The sequence below is a fragment of the Advenella sp. FME57 genome, from assembly GCF_014897675.1.
In the GTDB taxonomy this organism is placed as follows: Bacteria; Pseudomonadota; Gammaproteobacteria; order Burkholderiales; family Burkholderiaceae_B; genus Advenella.
The window spans coordinates 1-3,308 of sequence record NZ_JABUXU010000044.1; the positions used below are offsets into that span (position 1 = coordinate 1).

At 58.3% G+C, this 3,308-nt stretch carries 3 protein-coding genes; all 3 read left to right on the plus strand.

Going from position 1 to position 3,308, the window contains the following annotated elements; all coding sequences use genetic code 11:
- The coding region (locus tag INT32_RS21930) for a tyrosine-type recombinase/integrase (protein WP_226817355.1) at window positions 1-1,239 on the plus strand (1,239 nt) is incomplete at its 5' end.
- Window positions 1,236-2,192, plus strand: a complete 957-nt coding sequence (locus tag INT32_RS21935; RefSeq protein ID WP_069599743.1) for a tyrosine-type recombinase/integrase — start codon at window positions 1,236-1,238, stop codon at window positions 2,190-2,192. The genes INT32_RS21930 and INT32_RS21935, both read left to right, overlap by 4 nt.
- Window positions 2,189-3,214 carry a tyrosine-type recombinase/integrase gene (locus INT32_RS21940; protein WP_096147163.1) on the plus strand — a complete coding sequence of 342 codons (1,026 nt, stop codon included), beginning with the start codon at window positions 2,189-2,191 and terminating at the stop codon, window positions 3,212-3,214. The genes INT32_RS21935 and INT32_RS21940 overlap by 4 nt, the downstream gene beginning before the upstream one ends.
- Window positions 3,215-3,308: the final 94 nt, after the last annotated feature.

Genomic DNA, 3,308 nt, shown 5'->3' on the forward strand with positions numbered 1-3,308 from the left:
TATCCATCGGCCTCAACGACGAGGAAGGACACGGTCATGGAACACTCGGTCCCCGAACTCGGCGACATCGTGATTGCAGCGCTCCGCGATGCCAACTACCAAGAATCCACCATCACCAACTACCAGAAAACGATCACCAAGCTCACCACTTACATCGACACGCACGGTGGTGTCTACACTCCCGAACTCGGGAACAGATTCGCCGGACTGACGACCAGTCCCCAAACAGGGAAATTCAGTGCTCAACGCCACTTCGACTTCTCCCGACTCATCCACCTCGTCAACACCTACCTCGAAACCAGCACCATCGTGCTCTCCCACCGAACAAGAGGTGGCGGCGGCCGCTGGCCAACCAGCCACGATCTCGCGGATCGCTACACCGAGTATGAGACTCATATACGTCAACGTGGGCTCGCCGACGCCACGATCGATGACTACGCACGCACGACCCGCAGTTATCTCGTCTTTCTCGAAGGCCAGTCAATCACTACCCTCGACGCCGCGACCGCGGACACGGTCACCGCGCACTTCGACTCACTCCTGGCCAGGTGGAAATCCACCTCGTTTCCCTGGGTAGTGTCGAATCTGCGTCCCTTCTTCAAGTACAGCCACCGCCCCGACCTCATCGACGCCCTCTGCCTGATCAACGCCACTCGGAATCATGCCGTGATTCCTGCATTGACCGATCAGCAATGCCAGCAGGTCATCGCCGAATGCCAGAAACCCTCAACCCCGGCCAGGAACGCCGCGATCACTCTGCTCGCGCTGACCACAGGGCTGCGCGCGATCGATATCACCAGAATGAAACTAACCGATCTCGACTGGCACCACCGCACTCTGCGGATCATTCAACACAAAACCGGCAACCCACTGACCGTGCCGCTGCCCAGCCTGCTCTGCCAACGTGTAGCCGACTACGTCCTGGGCGGACGGCCAACCAGCACCAGTCCCGAAGTGTTCCTGCGGACGAAAGCTCCACACACCCGACTGACCGACCACTCAGCCATCCACGTGATCATCACGAAGACCTTGAACACTGCAGGAATTGACCATCCGGCCGGTGCCCAGTTCCTCCGCCACACCGCCGCGACCAGGCTGTTGAAGGCCAACACCCCACTGCCCACGATCTCTGCTGTCCTCGGACACGCAGATCCGACCTCAACAACCGTGTACTACACCGTCGACGCCGATCGTCTACGCGACTGCGTCCTGCCCGTCCCGAAAGGAGCACAGTCATGAAGCCCCCGATTTTCATCAGCTCATTCGCCGACGACCTGATCGCCTACATCGACTTCAAAGCACGAACCGGAAAGACCGGACACTCGCGCATCTACTACCTACGTCACTTCGACACATGGGCAACACGCCATTCGATCACGAAACTCGACCGCGGCGCCGTCGAAGGATGGGTAGCCGACGAACTGACTCACTGCTCAACTCACCGCTCATGGATGTCCTACATCCGTGACTTCGGCCGATGGATGCGCATCCACCGTGACCCAAGCGCCCACGTCCTCGGGGATGAGTGGAAAGCCGGAATCGTCCATTCCACCCCGTACCTGATGAGCAGTACCGACATCGAGGCCTTCTTCACAGCGACTCGAACGGTCCCAGCCCACTCACCCTGGGCATGGCAGGCCACAGCATTCTTCCTCCTCATGCACTCGGCCGGCCTACGCACCCGCGAAGTCCGGGCGCTGACCCCGGCAAACGTCGACTTCAACGATCGCCACATCATGATCGCCACATCGAAATCAGGTCGGGAACGCAAACTCCCCCTCACCGACGCAGTCATGGGCATTCTCGATTCTTGCCACCGCCGCTCTCGTTCTCAGTTCCCCAACCGCCAACGGTTCTTCGTCTCGTCCACAGGTGCCGGTCTCAGCCCCTCATCGATCGGAGTAATGTTCAACCGTATCTGGGATCACGCCGGCCTGGCCCGGCCAGCAGGAGGACCCCGACCACGGTCCTACGACTTCCGGCACCATTTCGCCTACGCCAATATTGAACGCTGGATGCGCGAAGGCACCGACGTCAACACCATGTTGCCGTACCTCAGCGCCTACATGGGGCATGCAGGAATCGATTCGACTCTGTATTACGTGCACACCTCCCCGGACTTCATGGACTCGTATGCTGAGCTGGCAGGAAAAACAGCGAACACGGTCATCCCGGAACCCGACGCGCGATGAAACACAACCCCATCACTGGTGCCCCTGACTTCTTCGTCTTCGCCCGTAACTTCCTCCACTCCTACCTGGCCAACGTTCGTAAATGCTCGCCCGCGACGATCACCGCCTACAGGCTCAGTCTCGAATGTTTCCTGATCTTCCTCACCACCGTTGGTGGCAGGCCACGGACAACGATCACCTTCGATGACTGCACACGGGAAAGAGTCAAAGCCTGGATCGAATGGATGAACACCACGAAAAAATATGCTCCACGCACGGTCACGCTGCGATTGACCGCGCTACGTGCCTTCCTCGCCTTCAGCGCGGCCGAAGATCTCACCCTCGTCGCGGCGTCGAAAGCGATTGCCGATGTGAAACCACCCCGCATCACAGTCAACCCCGTCGACTACCTCACGACCGACCACACCAGTGCCCTGCTGTCGGCATTCGACACCACGACGGTGAAGTCATGGCGGAACCAAATGATGCTGATCATCCTCTACGACACAGCAGCACGAGTCAGCGAACTCACAACACTGACCTGCAGCGACGTCCACCTTCGTCAGCCTGCCCAGGTGCGCCTGAAAGGCAAAGGAAATAAGACTCGAGTTGTACCGATCAACACTGCCACCACCGACCACCTGGGGCCCTATCTGGCAGAGTTCCACCCCGACGAAGAAGATTCAGATCGTCCACTGTTCTATACCCACCACCACGGGAAGATTTCGAAATTATCAACGGATTCCGTATCGCTGATTCTCAACCAGGCCGTGACGATCGCTCAGCAGGAGTGTCCGACATTTCCAGGCAGGATCCACCCGCACATGCTGAGGAAGACGAAAGCAATGGATCTCTATCAGGAAGGAATCCCACTGCCAATCATCATGAGACTTCTCGGACATACCAACGCCTCGACGACTCAAGCCTTCTACGCGTTCGCAACGATCGACATGATGCGCCAGGCCATCACCGTCGCTACCCCGACACCGACTGCCCCGCAACTGACCGACTCACAACTGGAAGCCTTGTACAGTCTCAAGTAACTTTGCAACCGTTAACCCGAGGAATGAGGGAATCTGACCAGTCTGATCAGGATAAACACGGATTCCTCGGGTTAACGAAAACCTCGGCATAATC